Origin of the sequence: uncultured Rothia sp. (genome assembly GCF_963544205.1) — a bacterium.
Taxonomy (GTDB): Bacteria; Actinomycetota; Actinomycetes; order Actinomycetales; family Micrococcaceae; genus Rothia.
The window spans coordinates 22592-46395 of the sequence record NZ_CAUUDY010000001.1 but is presented as its reverse complement, the minus strand read 5'-3'; the positions used below and the strand labels follow the sequence as shown (position 1 = coordinate 46395).

General features: G+C 61.1%; 13 protein-coding genes and 1 pseudogene. 6 read left to right on the top strand and 8 right to left on the bottom strand.

Features of this window, described 5'->3' with window-relative positions:
• Positions 1-411: 411 nt before the first annotated feature.
• The 4 genes and pseudogenes from glnA to lipB form a co-directional block, all read right to left on the bottom strand.
• Positions 412-1836: a type I glutamate--ammonia ligase gene (gene glnA / locus RWZ58_RS00160; protein ID WP_070831363.1), complete on the bottom strand. Its 1425-nt coding sequence runs from the start codon at positions 1834-1836 to the stop codon at positions 412-414.
• 350 nt (positions 1837-2186) lie between these two features.
• Entirely contained in the window at positions 2187-2903 is a 717-nt protein-coding gene (locus RWZ58_RS00155; RefSeq protein WP_005505470.1) for a DUF4191 domain-containing protein, read from the bottom strand.
• A gap of 209 nt (positions 2904-3112) precedes the next feature.
• The gene (lipA, locus tag RWZ58_RS00150; RefSeq protein WP_049347251.1) at positions 3113-4120 is read right to left on the bottom strand and encodes a lipoyl synthase; all 1008 of its coding nucleotides are present in this window, start codon (positions 4118-4120) and stop codon (positions 3113-3115) included.
• Between the two features lie 164 nt (positions 4121-4284).
• A pseudogene (gene lipB, locus RWZ58_RS00145) lies at positions 4285-4974 on the bottom strand (lipoyl(octanoyl) transferase LipB); the annotation flags it as partial.
• Positions 4975-5182: 208 nt separating this feature from the next.
• Between lipB and RWZ58_RS00140 the strand changes: the two are divergent.
• Positions 5183-6877 carry a peptidase gene (locus RWZ58_RS00140; protein WP_314656611.1) on the top strand — a complete coding sequence of 565 codons (1695 nt, stop codon included), beginning with the start codon at positions 5183-5185 and terminating at the stop codon, positions 6875-6877.
• A 163-nt stretch (positions 6878-7040) separates the two neighbouring features.
• Here RWZ58_RS00140 and sucB read toward each other — a convergent pair whose 3' ends face one another.
• The 3 genes from sucB to RWZ58_RS00125 form a co-directional block, all read right to left on the bottom strand.
• The gene (gene sucB, locus RWZ58_RS00135) at positions 7041-8714 is read right to left on the bottom strand and encodes a 2-oxoglutarate dehydrogenase, E2 component, dihydrolipoamide succinyltransferase (RefSeq protein WP_314656609.1); all 1674 of its coding nucleotides are present in this window, start codon (positions 8712-8714) and stop codon (positions 7041-7043) included.
• A 191-nt stretch (positions 8715-8905) separates the two neighbouring features.
• Positions 8906-10291: a dihydrolipoyl dehydrogenase gene (gene lpdA / locus RWZ58_RS00130; RefSeq protein WP_070634771.1), complete on the bottom strand. Its 1386-nt coding sequence runs from the start codon at positions 10289-10291 to the stop codon at positions 8906-8908.
• Between the two features lie 445 nt (positions 10292-10736).
• Entirely contained in the window at positions 10737-12233 is a 1497-nt protein-coding gene (locus RWZ58_RS00125; protein ID WP_314656607.1) for a leucyl aminopeptidase, read from the bottom strand.
• 434 nt (positions 12234-12667) lie between these two features.
• On the opposite strand from RWZ58_RS00125, the gene RWZ58_RS00120 reads away from it, so the two are divergent.
• From RWZ58_RS00120 to RWZ58_RS00110, 3 genes are all read left to right on the top strand, one after another.
• Positions 12668-13573 carry a PAC2 family protein gene (locus RWZ58_RS00120; protein ID WP_005508628.1) on the top strand — a complete coding sequence of 302 codons (906 nt, stop codon included), beginning with the start codon at positions 12668-12670 and terminating at the stop codon, positions 13571-13573.
• Between the two features lie 207 nt (positions 13574-13780).
• A complete protein-coding gene (locus RWZ58_RS00115) occupies positions 13781-15688 on the top strand; it encodes a metal-dependent hydrolase (protein WP_314656604.1) in 1908 nt (635 codons plus the stop codon).
• Positions 15689-16074: 386 nt separating this feature from the next.
• Positions 16075-17445: an RNA polymerase sigma factor gene (locus tag RWZ58_RS00110; protein WP_314656602.1), complete on the top strand. Its 1371-nt coding sequence runs from the start codon at positions 16075-16077 to the stop codon at positions 17443-17445.
• 458 nt (positions 17446-17903) lie between these two features.
• Here the strand turns inward: RWZ58_RS00110 and RWZ58_RS00105 are convergent, their stop codons facing one another.
• Positions 17904-19052 (bottom strand): ADP-ribosylglycohydrolase family protein, encoded by a 1149-nt coding sequence (locus tag RWZ58_RS00105; RefSeq protein WP_314656601.1) that lies wholly within the window; start codon positions 19050-19052, stop codon positions 17904-17906.
• Between the two features lie 252 nt (positions 19053-19304).
• Between RWZ58_RS00105 and RWZ58_RS00100 the strand changes: the two genes are divergently transcribed.
• Positions 19305-20486, top strand: coding sequence for an exonuclease SbcCD subunit D (locus tag RWZ58_RS00100; protein ID WP_314656599.1), 1182 nt, complete (start codon positions 19305-19307; stop codon positions 20484-20486).
• The gene (locus tag RWZ58_RS00095) at positions 20483-23764 is read left to right on the top strand and encodes an SMC family ATPase (protein ID WP_314656596.1); all 3282 of its coding nucleotides are present in this window, start codon (positions 20483-20485) and stop codon (positions 23762-23764) included. Before RWZ58_RS00100 ends, RWZ58_RS00095 begins: the two co-directional genes overlap by 4 nt.
• Positions 23765-23804: the final 40 nt, after the last annotated feature.

Here is a 23804-nt window from a genome sequence, read left to right as displayed (position 1 = left end):
CGGAAATTCGTAGGTGCCGCCGGCCGGGCGCACGCACTTTCATTGTACGCCCGCCTGCGAACATATCTACCGGTCAGTGGGCCAACATCTTATGATGTGACCTCTAGCCCGCTGAAAGCAGGCACCGGCACGAGGGCATAAAAATAGACTGGCGTTCCCTCCGGTTGCACGACAAAAAGGGAGGGAACGCCAGCACCAACAGCTTAGCCCTTAGAGCCGCTCTAAGCGCAACTAAGGTGCGCAAGACCCATCGAGGCATAAAAATATTGGACACGTACTGTCGCCAAAAGTGCTACAGCAAGATAGAAGTCCGCAGAGATACGCCCGAGAACACAACAACGGCCTATACGTTCCCAAAGGAACATATAGGCCGTTGCCTGCTATTCAGACCTCACATCTAGAAGCCCGGAATTAGACGCCGTAGTACAGCTGGTACTCAAGCGGGTGCGGAACCAGCGAAAGCGGCTCCAGCTCATTCTTACGCTTGTAGTCGATCCATGCCTGAATCAGGTCCTCGGTGAAGACGCCACCCTCGAGCAGGAAGTCGTGGTCAGCCTCCAGAGCCGCCAGTGCCTCCTCCAGGTTAGCGGGAGCCTTCTTGATGTCCTTAGCCTCTTCGGCGGGCAGCTCGTACAGGTCCTTGTCGATCGGTGCCGGCGGCTCGATGCGGTTACGGATGCCGTCCAGACCAGCCATCAGCTGAGCAGCGAATGCGAAGTAGGGGTTAGCGGAGGGGTCCGGTGCACGGAACTCCAGGCGCTTAGCCTTCGGGTTGGTGCCGGTAATCGGAATACGGATACCAGCGGAACGGTTACCCTGCGAGTACACCATGTTGATGGGAGCCTCGTAGCCGGGAACCAGACGCTTGTAGGAGTTCACGGTCGGGTTGGTGAACGCCAGAACAGCGGAGGAGTGCTCAATCAGACCGCCAATGTACCAGCGTGCGGTGTCGGAGAGGTTAGCGTAGCCGCGTTCGTCGTAGAACAGGGGCTCGCCGTTCTGCCACAGCGACTGGTGGCAGTGCATACCGGAGCCGTTGTCACCGAAGACGGGCTTGGGCATGAAGGTTACGGACTTGCCCCATGCGTCAGCGGTGCCCTTGATGACGTACTTGAACTTCAGCAGGTCATCGGCGGCCTTGGTGAGGGTGTCGAACTTGTAGTTGATTTCTGCCTGGCCGGCTGCGCCCACCTCGTGGTGGCTACGCTCAACCTCGAGGCCAACCTCATCCATGGCAACGCACATGGCGTCGCGCAGGTCAGCCTGCTTGTCGACGGGGGAGACGGGGAAGTAGCCGCCCTTGACGGGGGTCTTGTTGCCCAGGTTGCCGCCCTCTTCCTTGCGGCCGGTGTTCCAGGGAGCCTCGTCAGAGTCAATCTTGTAGAACACAGAATTCGGCTCAACCTGGTAGCGGACGTCCTCGAAGACAAAGAATTCAGCCTCGGATGCGAAGAACGCGGTGTCTGCAATGCCGGTGGACTGCAGGTATGCCTCGGCGCGCTCAGCAACGCCGCGGGGGTCACGGTGGTAGGGCTCACCGGTGCGGGGGTTCACGATGGAGCAGATGATGACCAGGGTCTTCTCAATGCGGAAGGGGTCAACGTATGCGGACTGAACATCGGGGATCAGCTGCATGTCGGACTCAGCAATGCCCTGGAAGCCGCGAATGGAGGAGCCGTCAAAAAGCTGGCCGTTGACGAAGAAATCGTCATCAATCGCCTTGGCGGGCAGGTTGAAGTGCTGCTGCACGCCGGGCATGTCGGTGAATCGGATATCAACGAAGACTACTTCTTCGTTCTTGATAAAGTCGAGAACTTCCTGGGGGCTGGTAAACATGAGGACTGCTCCTTGTTCGACTGACGGTGCAGGAGGGTATCTTCCCTCATCACATTCAGTCTTTGGTTTAGTTTTTGGCCGCGGGCAAAACCCTGTGACATATCAAGCATAGTGGTTATTTTTTGCGCGTGCGTGACTATCGTGTTTCGGTAATGTTACAAATCCTGGAAAGGAGTTACATTTTGGTTGCCTCACGAAACACAGCGTAGCCGCTAACGCCCCGTATCAGGGGCAGTAGCAGAGCCTGCAGCAACGCCAGCAACAGTGCAATAATCGGGTGTAACAAAAGGCTCCGACCCTCCCCACACGGGAAGAGCCGGAGCCTTCAAAAGCTTATATCAGATGCTCATTTAGCGGCCGCGCATCGCACGACGATCGGGGCGAGCACGCATCGGGTCAACACCCTTCGGCAGACCGTTCATCGGGTTACGCATAGTGTTCAGGGTGCTCAGACGACCCGAAACAACCTGCATCTCCTGCTGAGTCAGAGCCTTCGGAAGCTTGTTCATGGTCTTCACAACGTCCTTGAGCTCAACCTGACCCTCATCGTGACCGGTCTCAATCACGTGAACCGGAACGCCCGGAGCCACACGAGCCAGGTGCTTCTTCTCAGTGTTCACCAGCGAGTTCACACGGCTGTGAGGGCCCTCGGTCACCAGCACAATACCGGGACGGCCCAGCGCACGGAACACCAGATCCTGGTTACGGTTCGCAGCAACGGGCTGCTCCTCAACAATCCAGCCGCGGCGCACCGAGTTCATCGCCGCACCACTACGACCGGGCTGGTTCTCAATCTGAGCAAAAGCCGCAGTCTGCGCGCGGCGACCCAGCAGAAGCATCGCCACAATAGCGGCAACGCCCAGACCCAGAATCAGGAAAGTAATCCAGTTACCCAGGGCAATACCGATGAGGAGGAAAACCAAAAGGGTACCCAGAGCCGACAGACTCAGAATCCAACCGATATTCGGGTCGGACTTCTTGGTCATCTGGTAGACCTGCTTCATCTGGGCGAAAGTGCCCGGAGTGCGTTCCTTCTTCTTTTTCTTCTCTTCGCGCTTATCTGCCACGATTCTTCCTCGGCTGGTTCTTCCGCGGCCCCGAGAAGCGCCTCAAACGCTCACGGAACCATAGTGACGTAACGATGCAGTGTATGCCTGCAATTTTTCTAGTTTACCCTACCCGCACAAGGGGCGGGGCATAAGGGGAGGCTCCCCGAACACCGGACGAACACCGGGTTCGAGGAGCCTCAACGCTCTCAGACAGATTCTGAAAAGGCTTAGTAGCCTGCAGCCACCAGAGAGGAGGCTTCCTGCAGAGCAGCACCCTCACCCTCAATGTGGGCAAGGTTCTCAGGAATCGGGTAGCCGTTCTTACGCATTGCACGAGCCCACAGACGACCTGCACGGTACGAAGAACGAACCATCGGGCCCGCCATAACGCCAGCGAAACCAATCTCCTCAGCCATGTTCGCAAAATCCACGAACTGCTGCGGCTTCACCCAACGCTCAATCGGGTGGAAGAGCGGGCCGGGGCGCAGGTACTGGGTGAGGGTAATGATGTCACAACCAGCATCATGCAGATCGCACAGCGCCTCGTAAATCTCCTCGTCGGTCTCGCCCATACCCAGAATCAGGTTGGACTTGGTGACCATGCCGCCTTCCTTAGCCTGGGTAATAACATCCAGGGAACGCTCGTAACGGAACGCCGGGCGAATCTGACGGAAGATACGGGGGACGGTCTCCAGGTTGTGCGCGAACACCTCAGGCTTAGCGTCAATCACCTTCTGAACATGCTCGGGAACACCCTTGAAGTCGGGGACAAGCATCTCAACGCCGGTGTTCGGGCACATCTTGTGAATCTGACGGGTAGTCTCTGCGTACAGCCACGCACCGCCGTCTTCCAAGTCGTCACGAGCAACACCGGTCACGGTTGCGTAACGCAGACCCATGACCTTCACGTTCTTAGCAACCTTGAACGGCTCAGCGTAGTCAACAGCAACAGGCTTGCCGGTCGCAATATTGCAGAAGTCGCAACGGCGGGTGCACTCGGAACCACCAATCAGGTAGGTTGCCTCACGGTCTTCCCAGCACTCGTAAATATTGGGGCAGCCAGCCTCTTCACACACGGTGTGCAGGCCCTGACCGCGAGCCAGCTCGCGCATCTCGTTGTATTCGGGGCCAACAATAGCCTTGGTCTTAATCCAGTGAGGCTTCTTCTCAATGGGAACCTCAGCGTTGCGGGCCTCCACACGCAGTAGCTTGCGTCCTTCAGGTGCGGTGCTCAAAAGTCTTCTCCTTGGTTTCGATGTGCCCTCTGTGCAGGTGGGCCATCTTCTATTTTACGCCCGCTCAGGCGTAGGTGAAACTGATTTTCGTATATGACGAACAAAGCCGAATGCGTTACGTGTACGGCCCGTTCGATGCTTCTTGGCTGCGTCTAACCCCGTGTTTAGTCCTGCGCCGCAACGGGCTCGAAGGACTCCGCCAGGCGGTCCTGGTACTTCAGAAGCTCCGCCTCCAGTGGCTCCAAAATATCGGCGGGGGTGACGGTGCGGCCCAGCTGCTCCGAAATAGTGGTAACACCCGCATCGCTAATACCGCAGGGAATGAACTGCTGGAAAGGTGCGGTGTCGTTGCAGCAGTTAATCGCGAAGCCGTGCATGGTGGTGTTACGCGAAACGCGCATGCCCAGTGCCGCGATCTTCTTGTCCTGGGTGATACCGTCGCCCAGAATCCACACGCCGCTACGGCCCTCAACGCGCTCACCCTTAATGCCCATGCCAGCCAGGACGTTAATGATGATTTCCTCGATGATGCGCACATACGCCACCACGTCAATGGGCTCGGGCAGACGCAGAATCGGGTAGCCGGTCAGCTGGCCGGGGCCGTGCCAGGTCAGCTTGCCGCCGCGGTCAATCTTGACGACGGGGGTGGACTTGTCTGCGGGGTACTCGTGGTCTTCGGTGCGTTTACCGGCGGTAATCACTGCCTCGTGCTCAAGTAGAAGAATCGTATTCTGGCGGGTGCGGTTAGCCACCTCATCGTGGATGCGGTACTGCTCGTCCAGGCACTCAACATAGTTCACATAGTTCGGGGCGAAGCCCACGCGTTCAATCGTCACAGACATACTTTCTACCTTAGTACTGCTGGTGGAGGGAAGAAAATTAGGGCGCCCTGAATCACGTGATGAGCGAACACGTCGGAATGTTACGTGAGGGTGTGCTCAAGGGGAGGAAGGGTGAATAAGCAGATAAATGCCTGAATTCGGCTTTGGGGTTCCTTGGAGTATTTGAACTGTTTTAGTGTGCTTAAAGATATTATTTGATGTAATTTGATAACATGATGGTATGAGAAGCAAAGAAGCACACGTTCTGGAAAGCATCGCCAACCCGGCTCTACCCACCTTGCAGATTGTCGAGTACCGGGGCGAAACCACCGCAAGCGCCCCCACCGAGAGCGCACCTGCCGTACGTTCCGTACCCTCCGCGCACCCCGGACGCTACACCCTGCGCACTATTTCTCAGCCTGCTCTGTCCGCTCCCGCTCCGGCTCTGCGGGCGGCAGTCAAGGGGTACGGATTCGAGGAAAATACGGAGGCATCTGCTCAGGGGCACGCCCAGACCCCGCAGGTAGCCGCCGCCCTACGTAACGCGCCCGGAATCGCCAAGCTCCACGCCGTTACTAGTGAGAGTGCCGATAGCGCCGATCAGCTGTGCCTCTGGTACGAGCCCCTCGACGCGGGTACCCTCGACAAGCTCCTGCGTGCTCGCACCCTGACACCCGCCGAGCTCATGACCCTGGCGCGAACCCTGCACCGGGCGCTCGGCAGCCTCAAAAAGGTGGGGGAGGGGCGCGCCGAACTAAGCGCCGAATACATCGCTCTGAGCGCCGCCGGAGTGCCCAAACTCCTGCTACCTGACGCCGTCTACCGTGAAACGGCCCCTCAAGATACGGAACAGCTTACCGCCGCTCGGGGCAACTACGCACGCTCCGCAGCAGCCCTGCTCTGGCAAGCCGCCTGCGGGCACGCGCCGGAACCCTCCGCCGCCCGCGTACCCCTCTCACTGCGCATGGATTCACAGCGCATGGGAGCGGTCGGTACTGCAACCGAAGGGGTGCCCAGCAGCGAGTGGATTGAGCGCCTCGGCAGAGCTCTCGAATACCTGCTGGACGCACCCGCCCAGGAGGCAGCGCTCGCCGGACTGAGCTCCGTGGTCGCGCTCGCGGAGGAGATGCCGCCTCGTCCGCTGAACGTCTACCTGAGCTGTTCGGAGCGCGCTCGCGCGCTGATTCCCGCGGCAGTGGATCCTGTGCCGGTTCAGAAGCCCTCAAAGCTCCAGAAGACGCAACGCTACCTGGCAGAGCATCTGCCTCGCGTGAAGAAGCCAGCAGTTGCCGCCGACCCTAAACCGTTGAGCCCCGTGTCGAGCTCCGCATTGAGCCTTGCAAAGAGCGCACCCGCTCCGAAGAATGCAGATGACGCAAAGAACGCAGACGGGACGGGCGCATCCCGCCTGAGGGGGCTACGCGGCGCGTTCGCCCGCCCCACAGCGCGGCTGGGATTGACCGTGCGACTGGGACTGGCTGCACGCCTGGGACTCGCCGCGCTGGCTCTGGGGGCCATCGCCCTACCGCTCGGGTTCACCCTCTACGGGCAGAACGCCCCGGCAACGGCACAGCCCGTATCCGCGCAAGCCGTGAACGCAGCGGGGGAGCAGGCACCCGGCGGCACGGAAGAACAGAATCAGGCTGTGCAGGGCGATCAGATTCTACGAGCCCTCATTGACCAGCGAAACCAAGAACGCCGTGCTCGAGGCGGCGCAGAGCTCACCGTCGACACTGCAGAAGAACTCAGCCGTGACAACGAGAACATCCGCGTTATGGCGGTAGTCTCCGCGCCCGGCTACCGCGCCGATAAAACCGAGCAGGAAGCCCGCAAGCTCAGCGAAGAAAACGGCGTCACCCGCCAGAAAGTCATCTTCGACCTGCACCGCGGGGAGAAAGGCTGGGAGATAGCCCGCGCCGAACCCGTCCCGGCATAGCTGACACCGTAGAAACGCGGACACAACAAAAGGCGGCGGCCCCACCCACCGAAGTGGATGGAGCCGCCGCCTTCTGCTTACTGTCCGGGAAAACCCGGAGAGCTACGCTCGGTTACCCATCAGGGCACCGCCACAAGGAAACTTCCTTGAATCTATGCAGGTCTTAGAGGCCCAGCTCAGACTCGAAGTTTGCCTCCTCCAGGCGGGTCTTGAGGGTGTGCAGGAAGCGACCAGCGTCCGCACCGTCGACCACGCGGTGATCGTAGGTGAGGGACAGGTAGCACATGGAGCGGATAGCGATAACGTCGTTACCGTCAACATCCTTAACAACCATGGGGCGCTTCACGATGGAACCGGTACCGAGGATTGCAACGTTCGGCTGGTTGATGATCGGGGTGTCGAACAGTGCACCGAAGGAACCAATGTTGGTGATGGTGAAGGTCGAACCCGACAGCTCCTCGGGGGAGATGTCGCCGGTACGTGCGCGGCCACCCAGGTCGCCAATAGCCTTTGCCAGGCCAGCAATGCCCAGGTCAGAAGCGTTCTTGATGACCGGAACCAGCAGACCCTTGGGGGTGTCCACAGCAATAGCGATGTTCTCGGAGCCGTGGTAAGTGATCTGCTTGTAGTCTTCGGTCATGGAAGCGTTCAGAGCGGGGTGCTGCTGCAGAGCCTCAGCGGTTGCCTGGACGAAGAAGGGCAGGAAGGTCAGCTTAGCGCCCTCACGAGCAGCGAAGCCGTCCTTAGCCTTTGCACGCAGCTGAACGATGCGGGTCACGTCAACCTCGGTGACCTGGGTCAGCTGGGTGGAGATGTCCAGGGACTCACGCATACGCTTTGCAATAACCTGGCGGATACGTGCGGTCTTCTCGACGGTGCCACGCTTGGGGGAAACCTCGAAGGTGTGCGGTGCCTTTGCGGAACCAGCAGCCGGAGCAGCAGCTGCAACGGGTGCAGCAGCGGCGGGAGCAGCGGAACCCTTAGCGGCGATAGCAGCCTGAACATCCTGCTTGCGGATGCGGCCACCAACACCGGTGCCCTTGACGGTGGACAGGTCGATGCCGTTGTCCTTAGCGAGCTTACGGACCAGCGGGGTCACGTATGCTTCACCCTCAGCAGCTGCCGGAGCGGCAGGTGCAGCGGGAGCTGCGGGAGCTGCGGGTGCAGCAGGAGCAGCAGCGGGTGCTGCGGGAGCCTCAGCAACCGGAGCCGGTGCTGCGGGAGCAGCCGGTGCAGCAGCAGCGGAAGCGTCGCCGATGATAGCCAGAACCTGGCCAACCTCTGCGTCCTCATCCTCGGGGATGCGGATCTCAAGCAGGGTACCTGCTACGGGGGAGGGAACCTCGGTGTCAACCTTGTCGGTGGAAACCTCAACCAGGGGCTCGTCAACCTCAACCTGCTCGCCAACTTCCTTCAGCCAGCGGGTAACGGTGCCCTCGGTGACGGACTCGCCCAGTGCGGGCAGTACGACCTCGGTGCCTGCAGCAGCAGCTGCGGGAGCAGCCGGAGCAGCAGCGGGTGCTGCGGGAGCCTCAGCAACCGGAGCGGGAGCTGCAGGAGCAGCAACAGCTGCGGGAGCAGCCGGTGCAGCAGCGCCGGAACCGTCGCCAATGATAGCCAGAGCAGCGCCGACCTCGACGTCCTCGTCCTCGGGGACGAGAATCTGCTCAACAACGCCTGCTACGGGGGAGGGAACCTCGGTGTCAACCTTGTCGGTGGAAACCTCAACCAGGGGTGCGTCAACCTCAATGGTGTCGCCGACCTCAACGAGCCAGCGGGTAACGGTACCCTCGGTCACGGACTCGCCCAGTGCGGGCAGTACTACGGTGTGGGACATAATCTTTCCCGTTCTCCTTGTGAATGCTTGAACTAGAAAAATGTGAGCGGCGACCCGGATGCGCGCCGTATGCGTCGAAGCACATCGACGCGCATCCGGATAGGGGCGTTGTTCAGCGGATACGCCCGGCAACCGCTAACGACCAACGGTCGTCAATACTAAGCTGACGCGCTAACGCCAGTCAGCAAAATTTATGCGCTGTGCAGCGGGGTGCCGTTCAGGACCATTGCAGCCTCACCCAGGGACTCGTTCTGAGTCGGGTGTGCGTGGATGAACTTAGCGACGTCCTCGGGGAATGCTTCCCAAGCAACCCACATCTGAGCCTCACCAATCTGCTCACCCATGCGCTTACCAATAGCGTGAACACCAACGATGGGGCCGTCCTTCTGGCGGACAACCTTCACGATACCGGTAGCACCGAGGATAGCGGACTTACCGTTACCAGCCAGGTTGTACTCAGCGGTCTCAACGTTCTCAGCGCCGAACTTCTCCTTAGCCTTGGGCTCGGAGTAGCCAACGGAAGCGATCTCCGGGTCACAGAAGGTGACCTTGGGGATGTTGATGTCCTCAACAACGGTGGGGTTCAAGCCAGCGATTTCCTCAGCAACGAAGATACCCTGCTGGTAACCGCGGTGAGCCAGCTGAACGCCGGGGACGATGTCGCCAACAGCGTAGATGTTGCCCACACCGGTGTGCAGACGCTCGTTAGCCAGAACGAAGCCGCGATCCATGGGGATGCCCTGCTCCTCGTAGCCCATGTTTGCGGTGTTCGGGCCACGACCAACAGCGACCAGAACGATCTCTGCCTCGAAGACCTTGCCGTCAGCCAGGGTGACCTTAGCACCGTTAGCGTCCTGCTCAACCTTCTCGAAGAGGGTGCCGGTGTTGAACTTGATGCCGCGCTTCTTGAACGCACGCTCCAGAACCTTGATGATTGCCGGGTCCTCGTTGGGGACCAGGTTCGGCAGGCCCTCGATGATGGTGACGTCAACGCCCATAGCGTTCCACATGGATGCGAACTCGCAACCAATCACGCCGCCGCCGAGCACGATAGCGCTCTTGGGCAGGTAGTCCATCTCCAGTGCCTCAGTGGAGGTCAGAACGCGACCCTCAATGGGCAGACCGAAGGTCTTGGAGACCGAGCCGGATGCCAGGATAATGTTCTTACCCTTGTACTCAACACCACCGACGGTGATGGTGTCCTGAGCGGTGAGCTTACCCTCGCCGGGGATAATCTCAATGCCCTTCATCTTCAGCAGGCCTGCAAGACCCTTGAACTTACCGGAGACGATGCCGTCCTTGTAATCGCGAACCTTGCCCATTTCGATGGACTGCAGCACAGCGTTAACGCCAACCTTGGACGCCTCGCGTGCCTCTTCAGCCAACTCAGCAGCGTGCAGGTACGCCTTGGTGGGGATACAGCCGGTGTGCAGGCAGGTGCCGCCGACCTTTTCCTTCTCGATCAGGCCGACGGTGAAGCCTAGCTGGCGTGCGCGAATAGCTGCAGAGTAGCCAGCGGAACCGCCGCCGAGGATGAGGATGTCGAATTCTTGAGCCACGATATTGCTCCCTTGCATAGTTGTGGGGGCTAAAGACCCCGTGCAATGAGTTCTTTACCAATTTATTGGTAGGTTCCCCAGCATGCGCGAAAGGCCCGCGACTTACAAAAAATCGCGCGCCCCTCCGCGTACGCAGAAAAACACTTAATACAACAATACCCCCGTTGGCGGTCGTTTAAGTTCACTCAGGGCGGTTTTAGCCGATTAATCGCCCAAACAGCGCAAATTTTTCACCACTCAAGAAAAGAGGCGCGTCATATAACAGCGCGGTGACAGGAGCAGTACGGCGGTCGCACAGAACCGGTCAAGAACAGAACCAGTCAAGAACAGACGCAGAGGAGGGCTTCCCGGTAGAAATACCGGAAAGCCCTCCTCTAATCAGCTCTATGCTGGCGGATGTCTATGCTGGTGGATGCGCACGGACACGTACCTAGTGATGCCGCGCGCCCAGCAAAGCTACAGGCTACTTAGCGTAGGACTGGATGAAGTTCACCAGGGTAGCGGTACCGAAGCCGGTACCCTCCTTCGGGGTGTAACCGTAGGGTGCCTCCTCGTTGAACGCGGGACCCGCAATATCCAGGTGAGCCCAGGGGATGCCCTCGCCCACGAACTCCTTCAGGAACAGGCCCGCGGTCAGCGCGCCACCGTAGCGGGAACCAATGTTCTTGATGTCAGCGACCGGGGACTCCAGGCTCTTACGCAGGTAGGACTCCAGCGGCATCGGCCAGTAAGACTCACCCGCAGCAGCACCGGCTGCAATCACGCGGTCACGAATCTCCTCGTCACCGAGCAGAGCCGCAGTGCGCAGACCCAGAGCAGCCATAGCCGCACCGGTCAGAGTAGCGATATCCAGGATGACGTCCGGGTTCGACTCAGAAGCCAGAGCAATACCATCAGCCATGACCAGGCGGCCCTCAGCGTCAGTGTTCAGAACCTCAACGGTACGACCATCACGCATGGTGATGACATCCTCCGGGCGCAGAGCGTGACCGCCGGGCATGTTCTCAGCCAGGCACAGGTAACCGGTCACAGCCACCGGAACATCCAGCTCAGCAGAAGCAAGTACAGCGTTCAGAACGGATGCGGCACCCGCCATATCGCACTTCATGGTCATCATCGAAGCGGCAGGCTTCAGGGAGTTACCGCCGGTGTCGAAAGTAATGCCCTTACCCACCAGAGCCACGTGAGCCTTCGGGTTCTCCGGGGTGTACTTCACAACGGCAAGAACCGGCTTGCGGGGCGAACCCTGACCAACACCGGAAATGCCGCCGAAGCCCTCCTCAGCCAGGCGATCGTGGTGGAACAGCTCAATCTCAACGTTCGAGTAATCCTCAGCAACCTCAGCCACGAACTCAGCGAAAGTCTCCGGGTACAGGTGCGACGGAGGCAGGTTCACCAGGCGGCGAGCATCCTTAGCGGTCTCACCCAGAACCAGGGCGTGAACCAGAGCCTCCTCAGCCTCTTCCTGGTCAATCGAGGAAACAATCAGAATGGAATCGATCTCTTCCTTAATCGAGTCCTGAGTCTTGCCACGCAGGCCCTCCTCAACGAAGTTACCTAGCACAGCGCCGTGAGCAATAGCCTCAATTTCCTCAACCGAAGAAACGCCGAAATCAAAAGCAATCTCCTCAGCGGAACCAACCAGCTGACGAGCCGCAGAACCGGCAGCGTAACGCAGAGCGTCCAGACGCTCCTGACCCTCAGCAGTATCAGAACCCAGACCCACCAGAGCCACAATGCCGGCACCGGTGTCCTCAAGACCGGGCAGGCGTAGCAGCTGATCGGGCGCACCCGAGGCGCCCAGCGCCTCCAGCAGCTCGTTAATACCCTCAACAGAGTCCTCAGACAGAGAGCTCGGTGCCAGGTAGGCGCCGTCCGAACCCTTCAGAACGCCCAGAACCAGAACGTCAGCTTCGAGCGCTTCAAGGTCGGTGCTGTGAATAGACAGAGACAGAGACATCGTTACTCCTTTGCGTATGTCTTCTCAAAATAGTCGGGGCACATCCTCGCGCCCGAAAAACTCAACTGTAGGCCCTCGAAGAGTGAGGATGAATACCGCCGCGCAAAGCCGCGCGGACTACTGCTTCTACTCTACACGGATATGTAGGAGGGCGTGAGGTTCAGCTCTCACCCCGAACAGCTGGCGGGGTAGGAAAAACTCGCAAGAAGCCGAGCTGCAGCGTCATAAGAACGTCAGCAAGACGCTAAACAAGTTCACCTACTGCGAGAAAAGCCCGCACACTGTCGAGACAGCGCCGTAGTGGCATAAAATGAAAGACTACGGAAAGCGTCAGATAACAGAAGACGCCCCTTCGCCCCAACACCTCGGGTGCCGGCAGAAAACACTAAGCCCACCCGAACGCGGCGCGAACCAGACAGAAGTGAGGAGGCGCAATGCTCAACCCCGAAGATCTCTACTTAGCCAACACCAAAATATTGGACGACCCCAGGATGCACGGGCTGACCCTCGTCATCGCCCTCTCCAGCCCGCAAGACGCAGGCTCCACCGCAGGCCAGCTCGGACAGGTGCTGCTCAGCGAACTCAAAAACATTGAAATCGTCGAGTTCGACAGCGACCAGCTGCACGACTACCGCGCCCGCCGCCCCTTCATCCGCTATGAAAAAGACCACTTCGAAAAGCCGCAATACCCGCAGCTGAAGCTCTACGCCGTAGAAGACAGCCTCGACAAGCCGTTCCTGCTACTCACCGGTGCCGAACCGGACCTGCAGTGGCAGCGCTTCGAAAAGGCGGTGCTGACCATCGCCCAGCGGGTCAAGCCCTCCCTGGTCGTGCTGGTCTCCGCATTCCCCATGCCGGTGCCGCACACCCGTCCCTTCCCGATTACCGCGCACGGCTCCCGCAAGGACCTGATTCGCGGCATCTCCCCGTGGAAGCCCAGCGCGGACGTGCACGCGACCGTCACCAACCTGCTGGAAGTGCTCTTCACCGAAAACGGAATCGACACCGTCGGCTTCGGCGTGAACATTCCCCAGTACATTTCGGAGGCGGACCTGCCGCAGGGCACCCTCACCGCCCTCGAACATGTGGGTATGGCGGCGCACCTCTCCCTGCCCACCGAGAACCTGCGTGAAGCCGCACGTCACGTGCACAGCCAGATCAATGATCAGGTCAAGCAGAACCCCGAAATTGGTCGCATGATTACGACCATGGAAGAGAACTACGACGAGAACTTCCGCACCTCCGACATTGCGGTTCCCCTCTCGCGACGCGACGCGCACAACGTGCCCAGCCGCGACGAAATTGGTGCGCTCTTCGAGCGGTTCCTCGACGAACAGTAAAGCGTGCGCAGTAGGGGAAAGCACTCGGGGCGCCCTTACTCTGCATGACGGATTATGACGCGGCACCCCGCGCCGCTGTGGACAAACCCCGGTCAACAAACGAACAATACGAATAAATCTGTGGAACCTTCGGATACATGAACCGAAGTATCCACAGATTTATTTGTATAGCCTGAGCACCCGCGCAAACCATGCCACCGTGAAGGCATGAACGCAAACAACATCTCCAGCGGTAACACCCCCAGCGGCAACACCCCCAACAGCGACCACTTCAACAGCGGCGGCTACGATAACGGCACGCCCCCGCCCATCCGCAACGAATACGACGTGCTCAGCTGCGCCCTCCACCAGCACGGCTACTGGCCCGACCACTCACTCATCATCCTCACCGCAACCGACAACACCCTCGGCCCCAGCCTGCGCGTCAACCTACCCGACGAACCCTGCACCCTGCCCGAACGCGCCGACTTCCTCCACGAAACCTTCGCCAAACTCCCCATCTGCCACAACGGCGAGACCCTCACTCGCTTTTACGCCGTCATCGTCGACGGCGACAACACCGTGCGCCAACGCCAACTCAACCCCGACACCGCCCAGCTCGCCGCCATCGAAGAAATCCAACAGGACGTCGACACCCAAATCCCCATCAACGCCTGGCTCCACCTGCTCCACGACCCGCGCATCGTCAGCGAACTACGCTGCGAAGACGTCATCTACGCAGGCAGCGCCAGCATCTGGGCACTCAACCCCGAACAGCAGGCGCTCACCCTCCTCGCACCCATCGAAGAAATCCGCCACAGCAGCTACTACACCTGGCTCACCCGCCACGGCGACACCATCGCCCCCAACGCCCAACACAACTACGCCCACAGCCCCTGGGACACCGACCCCACCGGCAACCCCGAAACCCGCCACGACTGGGAAAACGCCGTAGAACTCTGGGACCACACCCGCACCAACACCGCACGGCGCGACGACGCCCGCCGCACCAACGTCCACGCCATCTACCACCAAGCCCAAATCGACCTCTGCTACTGGGACGCCGCCATCAACGCCGCCGCGCACCTGCTCGCCACCCACCCGGTCGATGATGCTAAGGCACCCACCATCGGCGACGCACTCCGCGAACTCATCCCCGCCGAAGTCGCCGGGCACCTACGCGCCTCCATCGCGCCGGCAGCACTCAACTCCATCACCGCCGAAATGCTCACCTACCTCGCCGGCTACGGGCTCAACCACGCCCAAAAAGCGCTCGCCTACCTGCACTACTCCGCCCAATACACCTACCACGCCTTCGGCGGCGAATACCCCAGCCCCGACCGCGCGCCGCTCGAACCACCCCGCTACGGCACCCGCATCACCCGCAAAACCTACATCCCCGCCAGCTTCACCCACGCACTCAGCGCCACACCCGGTACCGAACAGGCACACGTACGCGCCGTGCCCGAAAAATGCGTGCAATGGCAAGACTGGATCCGCCGCACCCACCGCACAATTCAACAGAGCCGCACTATTCAAGAGAGCAGCAACAGTCAACAGAACCGCAGCAACCAGCACGACAACCTCAACGGCTGGGCACTCGAAAACCTCACCCCCGCCGACCTCGCCAGCGCCGCCGAACTCAACACCATCAGCCGCGACCTGCTCCCACGCCTCGAGGAACACCCCAAAGACCACAATGCCCACAACGAATTCGAAAACCTCAAACAACGAATCGACGAAAGCTGCACCAACAGCGAATACCTCACCAAACACCACGCCGTCTACACCCACTACCTCAACGCCCTCAAAGGAAAACTAGACAGCCCCCACTGGGCACGCCTCAACGCACTCGAACTACTCACCAGCCTGCTCACACCCCACAGCACCGACGGAGAATACGCCGAACTACGCAACACCCAAGCCTGGGCCAACTGGTACAAGGGCTACAGCACCTACGCCCGCATGCTCCGCCAAGAAGCCCACCGCCACACATTCGGAAAGGACCTCAACATCCTCGATGTACACCTCAACGCAGGCAACCTACCCGCCTGGATCAAACACACCATCTGCGGCGAACCCGGAACACACCGCCAACCCGTCAGCACCCTCAAACCCAGAAAGCCCAGCGCATAAAACCAGAAAGGAATAGACCAACAACAAAAGCAGGGGAGGGGCGCGCCGCCACCCGGCACGCCCCTCTCTCACGCACAGTCGCACCCACCCAAAACCAAGCCCACAAGCCCTCAAACAGCGCGTCAAGTTGAAAGCAACCAAAAATCTGCAATACTTATATATTGACCCCGTACAGTCAATGCGCTACAACGCGCCCTCAAACCGCTCCACACAACGAGCAACGGAACCCTGCAAACCACCCAACGCACGCGGAATAAAACCCGCCCCCACAGCGTTAAACCGGACAAACGCAGAAAACACCCCGACCGAGGACGCCAGCACAGACTTGACAGGGTCTTAGGTGTTTTGCAAACAAAACACCCCACCACAAGCCAGAAAGGGTTCTAGTGGCACCTGCAACCAGCAAGAAGACCGCGACCGGCGACGCAACCGAAGAAACCGTCGCAAAAACCACCACCAAGACCACCCGCACCAAGAAGGCAACCACCAAGGCCGCAGCGGCAACCGAAGACACCACTGGCGCAACCGCCGAAACCAGCGCAGAAACCACTGCCGAAACTGAGGCAGAAAAGCCCAAGCGCACCCGCAAAACCACCACCAAAACCGCAACCAAGCGCAAGACCGGTGGCCGCCGCAAAAAGAGCGACGACGACGAATTCGACCTCGTCCTCGACGAAGACCTCGAAACCACCGACGTCGAAGACGAAACCGACGAAGAAGACGAAGAAACCGTAGCCAAAAAAGAAGAAAAGAAGGCCGCAGAAGCAGTAGCAGCCAAGGGCTCCGGCTTCGTCCTCACCGCAAACGACGACGACGACGCACCCGCACAGCGCGTCGTCACCCCCGGCGCAACCGCCGACCCCGTCAAGGACTACCTCAAGCAGATCGGCAAAGTCTCCCTGCTCAACGCACAGCAGGAAGTCGACCTCGCCATGCGCATCGAAGCAGGCCTCTACGCCGAGCACAAGCTCGCCGAAAACCCCGACATGGACAAAGACCTCAAAAAAGCCCTGCGCTGGGTCATCCACGACGGCAAGCGAGCCAAGAACCACCTGCTCGAAGCCAACCTGCGACTCGTCGTCTCCCTCGCCAAGCGCTACACCGGCCGCGGCATGCTCTTCCTCGACCTCATCCAGGAAGGCAACCTCGGCCTCATCCGCGCCGTCGAAAAGTTCGACTACTCCAAGGGCTTCAAGTTCTCCACCTACGCAACCTGGTGGATCCGCCAGGCCATCACCCGCGCAATGGCAGACCAGGCCCGCACCATCCGCATCCCCGTGCACATGGTAGAAGTCATCAACAAGCTCGCCCGCGTGCAGCGCCAGATGCTCCAGGACCTCGGCCGCGAACCCACCCCCGAAGAACTCGGCAAGGAACTCGACATGACCCCCGAAAAGGTCATCGAAGTCCAGAAGTACGGCCGCGAACCCATCTCCCTGCACACCCCCCTCGGTGAAGACGGCGACTCCGAATTCGGCGACCTCATTGAGGACTCCGAAGCAGTCGTCCCCGCAGACGCCGTATCCTTCACCCTTCTGCAGGAACAGCTCCACTCCGTGCTCGACACCCTCTCCGAGCGTGAAGCCGGCGTGGTCGCAATGCGCTTCGGCATGACCGACGGCCAGCCCAAGACCCTTGACGAAATCGGCAAGGTCTACGGCGTGACCCGCGAACGCATCCGCCAGATTGAGTCGAAGACCATGTCTAAGCTCCGTCACCCGTCGCGTTCGCAGGTACTGCGAGACTACCTGGACTAAAAGTTCCTGACTAGCAGTTCTAAGATGCGGGCGGATGCTCGTGCAGCTGTTCTGCTGGCCGGCACGCAGACGATGCTCGCGGGGGAGTGCCCCCTCTGCGGCGCCCAATAAGTAAAAGGGCCAGCCGCCTTGAGGATGGGGCCTCCGCCATTACGCATCGCTGCTATGCCGTCTAGGTTCAGTTTCGCTAGTTCTAGCACATACAGAAAAGGCTCTCCGAGATACTGGAGAGCCTTTTCTGCGTATGTAAACAGTTTGTATATGCGGCACGCGGACGCTGCTCGCGGGGGAGTGCCCCCTCATCGGTGCCTGAGGCACCTCGAGGACGGAGCCCCCGCTACGCATCGCCGCTACGCCGCTAACATTCAGTTACTCTACGGTTCCGTAGAGATAGCTGTGCATGCAGTTCTGCGAAGATATACCTCGTCCGCTACGCATCGCCGCTGCGCCGGGTACCGCTACAGTCCCAGCTGGCGCAGATAGCGGTCCGCAACCTCCTCCACCTGGTCCAGGCCGCGCACACGACCCAGCGCCTGCGACCAAGCATCAGATTCCTGCTCTGCGCCCACCGGGAAGCCAGCTGCCGCCCACAACGCCGCCGTCATCGCACCCACCGAATCCGAATCCGAATCAACCGACACCGCACGGCACAACCCCTCAAACAAGGACGCACGCACCGTCGCCTCATCAGCATCAGCAGGCAGGCTCTTCACAGCATCCGCCGCACACCAGAGAGCCACACCCAGCAGCTCCGGCGCAGTCCAACCCGTACCAAAATGCTCCGCCACAGCCTCCGGAACCGGCACCGTACCCACCTCCAGCAGCTCGAGGGCACGACTCAGCGCCGCCGCCGTACGCGAAGCATCACCCGGAATCGAATCATCCGCGTCCACCGTGCCGCACCAGTCAAGCACACGACGCGCCGCACCCAACAACGCATCAAACGAGCCGGAGGGAGTAGCCAACAAATCGCGGATGAGTAGCGCGTACGCCGCCGCCGAAGCCAATGCCTCCGGATGCCCATGCGTCAACGCCGCCGCACGCACCGCCAACATAACCACCGTGCGCTCCTGCGCCACCGGCAACACACCCAACGTCGCCGAACGCACCAGCGCTCCACTGCCCAGAGCATCAGGGTTCACAGACTTCGAAACCAGCTGCATCTCACCGGAACCCAACGCCCGCAACGTCGCCGCACCCGGACCGCGACGCGCCGTCAACTCGTCCGACCCATCAATCTCACGATTCAACGAAAACGGCGCAGACTCCGGCAAGCTCTCACCAATACCGCGGAACCAACGCAAATACGCCAACCACAGACACGCCAACTCATCCGCCGCCGCGCCCTCATTATTCCACTCCAAAACCTCCGTCAGACCATCCAGAGTGAAGCACGTCAGCTGCGTATCATCACTAATCAGTAGCTCACCAAACGCCGAATCCCACGGCTTAGGGTCGCGCACCGCAATCTGATCCGCCGACAGTAGCTCAAGGGGATAACCCAGCGCATCACCCAGCGCAGACGCACACAACAGACCGCGCACCCTGCCCGCAAACTCAGCCGAAACCTCAGGTGCACGCGTGAACTCAACAGAAGAAAAACTCATAGGGCGATTATCCCACGGGCGTTCAGGATGCGGAGGTGAGGGGATACAGGCGGCTTCGTGCTCAGGATGCGCGGGGTTGGGGTATACCAAGCGGCTTCGTGCTCATACTCGCGGGGGAGTGCCCCCTCTGCGGCGCCGGGGCGCCTTGAGGACGGAGCCCCCGCTACGCATGAGCACCTACGCCGCGGAAGGTTCCGCCCGCGAATGACGAAGCGTAGGGCGCAAAAGATAAGGCAGTGCCATACTGAAACCATGAAGATTCTGCACACCTCCGACTGGCACCTCGGCCGCACCTTCCACCGCAGCCCCCTCACCCGCGAACATCAGCAGTTTATCGACGAACTGCTCAACTACGTGCACGCCGAAGGTATCGACACCCTCCTCATCAGCGGCGATGTCTACGACAGCACCATCCCCACCGCCGAAAGCACCACCCTGCTCGACCAGGCGCTCACCCGCCTCATGCGCGCCGACGTGCAGGTCATCCTCAGCTCCGGCAACCACGACTCCTTCCGCCGCCTCGGCTACGGCGCCGCCTTCTTCGAAGCCTCCGGCGTGCACCTGCGCACCAGCTTCGAAGACGCCACCCGCCCCGTCGAACTCACCGACGGCACCCAGCGCGTACACGTCTACGCCATCCCCTACCTCGCCCCGCGCCTCCACGCCACCGCCCTCGGTGTAGAACCCACCCATCAGGCAGTCCTCGGCGCCGTCACCGACGCCATCCGCGCCGACGCCGCAGAACGTCGCGCCCGCGGCGAAGGCGCCGACCGCATCATCGTCATGAGCCACGCAACCGTCAGCGACACCGCCGGCAGCGCCGACAGCACGCCCCGCAGCGACTCCGAACGCGACATCAGCGTCGGCGGCATCGACTGGGTACCCGCCTCCCTCTTCGACGGGTTCGACTACGTAGCGCTCGGTCACATCCACAAGCGCTACCCCGTCACCCACACCATCCGCTACAGCGGCTCACCCCTCGGCTTCTCATTCAGCGAAGAACACAACCGCAACGGCGCCTACCTCATCGAAATCAACCCCGGCGAAGAACCCGCCATCAGCGGCCACGAATGGGCCACCCGCGTACACATGAAAACCCTGCGCGGCACCATGGACGACCTGCTCAACAACCCCGAAAACAGCCCCTACGAGCAGGGCTACTACTGCCGCATCGAACTCACCGACGAAACCCTACCCGTCGGCGCCGTTGACCGCCTGCGCAGCCGCTACGAAACCATCTCCCACTTCAGCTACCGCAGCACCCAACCCGCCGCCGACAAACCCGTCGCCGCGCCCCTCACTCGCGACGCCGACCCCGTCGACACCTTCGACCAATTCCACCAGTACGTACGCAACCGCCCCCTCACCAGCGAAGAACGCGACGTCATCACCACCCTCAGCGACCACATCAAAAGCCACAAGGACAACGCATGATCCTGCACAACCTCGAATTCGAAGCCTTCATGGCATACCCCAAGCGCCAAGAAATCAACTTCGATACCCTCAACAACGCCGGCGTATTCCTACTCAACGGACCCACCGGCGCCGGTAAAACCACCATCCTCGACGCCATCTGCTACGCCCTCTACGGCGAAACCAGCAGCGACCGCGAATCCGCCAAACTGCACTCCACCTACGCGGCACACAGCGGCACCAAACCGCGCGTGCTACTCGACGTCACCCTCCACGGCAAGCGCCTGCGCATCGACCGCACCCCCGCCTACAACAAGCCCATCACCCGCGGCGCCCGCAAAGGCCAGATGCGCGAAGAAAGCACCAAAGCAACCCTCGCCGAACTCGCGCCCGGCGCCGACCCCGCCGACGAAAAGGCATGGACCCCCATCTCCAGCAGCGTCGCCGAAGTCAACCGCACCATCGCCGAACGCACCCACCTGACCAAAGAACAATTCCTCAAGGTCGTGCTCCTGCCGCAGGGCCAGTTCGCGCAATTCCTCAAGTCCAAGCCCAAAGAACGCAAAGAACTGCTCAAAAAGATGTTCCCCGTCGAACACTACGAACAGCTCTTCGCTGCACTCACCGAGGAAGCGAAAACCGCCCAGCAGGAAGTCGCCCAGGACGAAAACACCCAGCGCGGCTACCTCGAACGTGCCCGCGCAGAAATGCTCGCCCTACAGGCACTACTGGATGCTGTAGATACGGATGCTGAGGGCACCGATACCGAGGGCTCTGCTGTTGAAGGGTCTGTGGAGGCTGGGGAGGCGCCGGAAAACCTCACCGCTGAGAACGTCACCGCCGAAACCCTCGACGCATGGGTCGCCGGCGGAGTAGAACGCGCCCGCAAAACCTCCGCACGCGAAAAGCAGGAACAGCAGCGCCTCACCGACGAAGCCGACCAGAACACCCGCCTGCTCGCCGAACGCGCCCAGCTGCAGGCCGACTGGCGCGAATACGAGCAGCTCTGCGAGCGCCGCACCCGCCTGACCGAACGCGCCGACGAGCACAAGGCACAGCGCGAAGAGCTGGCGCAGGCACGTGCCGCCGCGCCCCTGCACGCACAGTACGCGCAGGTCCATGCCGAATCCCAGGCGCTCACCGCCCGCCAGCAGGAGCAGGCTGCGTGTGCTTCCGCGCTGGACGAGAGTGGTCGCGCCCTGCTTACGGCACTGCGCGATGAGGAAACCGCGGAAGACGTCACCTTCCCCGAGGAGACAACCTTCGCCGCGCTCCCTTCCCTTGAACCCGCCGAGCAGCAAACCCAGCTCGAGGCGCTCCTCGACACCCTGCGCGCCCTGCAGAAGAAGGACGCACAGCTTACCGACGAGGAAGCCGCCGCAGCCACCCTGCTGAAGCAGGCTAATGCCCTCGAGCAGGACAAGTCTCGTGCCGAAAAGACGCTGAGCGACCTGACCGCCGCCGCCGAGCAGCTTGCCGAAGAACTCGCCGGCTACAGCACCGCCGACGAGGAACGCACCCTCGCCGCGCACCTGGTCACCGAGGCGCAGCAGAAGCACGATGCCGCCCAGCAGATGCAGCAGAAGCTGGACGCCTCCGCCGCCGCGGTTGCTGAGGCTGAGAAGCAGAGCAAGCGCACCGCCACCGCCGAGCAGAAGGCGCAGGAAAAGTGGCAGGCTTCGGCTCAGCAGGCGCTCGCCGCGACGGAGGAGTTCAAGAACCTGCAGGTGCTGCGCCTCGCCCAGGCGTCCTCCTTGCTGGCGCGCGAGCTCAAGGACGGCGAACCCTGCGCGGTCTGCGGCTCGGTCGAGCACCCCGCCCCCGCGCAGATTGCCGAGGGTGAGCAGCTGGTTGAGCGTGCCGACCTGGACGCCGCCAAGGAACGTGAAGACAAAGCGCACAAGCAGGCGCGCATCCACGAACTGGCTAAGGACCGGGCGACCAAAGCCCACCAGGAAGCCTCCGAGGCGCTCGCCGCCGCCCGCACCCAGTACGAGACTCTGGCGGCTCAGGGCGAGTGCGATGTGGAGCAGACTGCCGCCCAGCTGCAGCAGGCGCAGACCCGCCTCGCGCAGGCTCAGTCGCGTGTGACCGCGCGTGACGGCGTGCTGGTGAAGGTTGAGCGGGTGCGGGTTGAGCTGCAGAAGGCTCAGGAGGCGCTACGCACCATCGAGGGCGCGGCGGTTGAGGCTCAGACTCGTCACCGTGACGCTGCGGCGCGCTGTGAGGCTACCGCGGCTGATTTGGCGCCTGCTCGTGCGGCGGTGGGTTTTGCGCAGCGTGTTGAGGCTGTGGAGGGCTACCGTGCGGCGCATCAGCGTCTTGCTCGTGCGGTGTTGCTGTTGGGGCAGGCGCGTGAGCGTCATGCTCTGGCGGCGGCGCAGGCGCAGCGCCTGTTGGGCGAGTCTGCGTTTGAGAGTGCTGAGCTGGTGCAGGCGGCGGTCCGCACCCCTGAGCGCATCGACGCCCTGGAGCAGGCTGTTGCTGCGTATGAGCTGGAACATGCCCGCCTCCTTGAGGGCTTTGGCCGTGAGGCGATTGTTGCGGTGGCGGCTCGTGTTGCCGCTGGCGAGCAGGCGCCGGATGATCTGCAGGGCGTGCGTGAGCAGGTTGAGCAGTTGCGTGCGGCGGCGCACCGTTTGACTCTTCGTGAGGGTGAGCGGGAGAGCGTGCTGCGTTCTTTGCAGGCTCTGCGCGGCGAGTATGCGGCGTTCCGTGCGAAGACGGCGCAGCGTTATGACCGCGCGCAGATGCTGGCGAACCTGGCGGCGGCGGCTCGCGGTGACACGCTGGGCGGTTATGAGCATCAGGTTGACCTGGTGAGTTATGTGCTGGGTGCCGAGTTTGAGCGGATTCTGCATTCGGCGTCGCTGCACCTGGATCGTATGAGTGAGGGCCGCTACGGTATGGTGTTCAGCGATCACCGTGCGAAGGGTAGTCGTTCCGGTGGCGGCCTGAACCTGGAGATTACCGACACCTGGACGGGTGAGCCGCGTGAGGCGTCCTCGCTGTCCGGTGGTGAGTCGTTCTTGGCGTCGCTGTCGTTGGCGTTGGGTTTGGCTGAGGTTGTGCAGGCGAATAACGGCGGTATCGAGCTGGACACCCTGTTCATTGATGAGGGCTTCGGCACGTTGGACGCTGAGACCCTGGACATGGTGATGGGCACGATCGAATCTCTGCGTGATAGTGGCCGCACTATTGGTCTGATTTCGCATGTGGAGGAGATGAAGAACCGTATTCCCGCCCAGATTGTGGTCGAAAAGGGTCAGAACGGCTCCTCGGTGAGGGTAAACTCCTAGTAGGCATAAATTCGCTTCCGGGCCGCTGTTGTGGCATGTC